The 1,055-nt window shown below is 45.4% G+C and carries 1 protein-coding gene; it reads left to right on the forward strand.

All coding sequences use genetic code 11. The annotated features are described in order from the left end of the window. Positions 1-275: 275 nt before the first annotated feature. Positions 276-1,055, forward strand: a 780-nt coding sequence (vmeA, locus tag R7P67_RS26325) for a multidrug efflux RND transporter periplasmic adaptor subunit VmeA (RefSeq protein WP_318086517.1), incomplete at its 3' end; no start/stop codon positions are given.

Here is a 1,055-nt window from a genome sequence, read left to right on the forward strand (position 1 = left end):
CATCAATTTACACACTTTTTGACCCGTCCACTTGTACACAGAAAAGTGTGATTTCCAACACAATATCTTCAAATCTGAGAGTTCTATTGCACCTTTACAACAAACGCATTCGACAAGCGTATAGAAACGTAAATTTTGTTGTATGTACAACACTGGGTAATTATCATTCTAACTAATTTGTTTGGGATAGATGCATATCCACTAATCATAATCGAGCCATTCAGAACGCATTGAATTGGATATTTGTAGGGCTTGCAAAATAAGAGAGATGTTTCATGAGACGTAGAACCACGCTATCGCTGCTGATTGCATCGAGCCTGTTTATGGCGGGATGTCAACCAAGCCAAGAAGGAACTGAGCAAGGTGGTGGCGCCGCTCCCGCAACCGAAGTGAATGTGTTGACGGTTGAACCTGTTCGACAAGCTTTGACGGTTGAGTTGCCGGGCCGCAGCCGTGCATTTAAAGAGGCGGAAGTCCGCCCACAGGTAACGGGTATTATTTCAGAACGTAACTTTGTTGAAGGTGGCGTTGTGGAAAAAGGTCAGTCGTTGTATCAAATTGATGACTCTTCATTTCAAGCGGATTTGCTTAGTGCAGAAGCGGAGCTGATTCGTGCGCAAGCTTCTGAAGAATCGACGTTTGCAACCGTTAAACGTTACCGCGCATTGATTTCCAAGAAATCGATCAGTCAACAAGATCTGGATGAAGCAGAAGCGGCTTACAAAGAAGCGAAAGCGCAAGTGCTCGTAGCCAAAGCGAAGATCAATACTGCAAAGATCAATTTGACTTATACCCGTGTGAAAGCGCCGATCAGTGGCGTGATCAGCAAGTCAAATGTGACTGCGGGAGCGTTGGTTACCGCAAACCAAGCCGACAAGCTAACGACGATTCAACAACTTGATCCGATCAACGTGGATATCGTTCAGTCTTCTGCTCAATTGCTGCGACTAAAAGCGGCGCTTTCTCAAGGTCACATGCAAGAAGATCAATCTGCGCAAGTCGCATTGACGCTTGAAGATGGCTCGACTTACGAGCACAAAGGCACAATGAAGTTC

Source organism: Vibrio sp. Vb0937 (genome assembly GCF_033338855.1).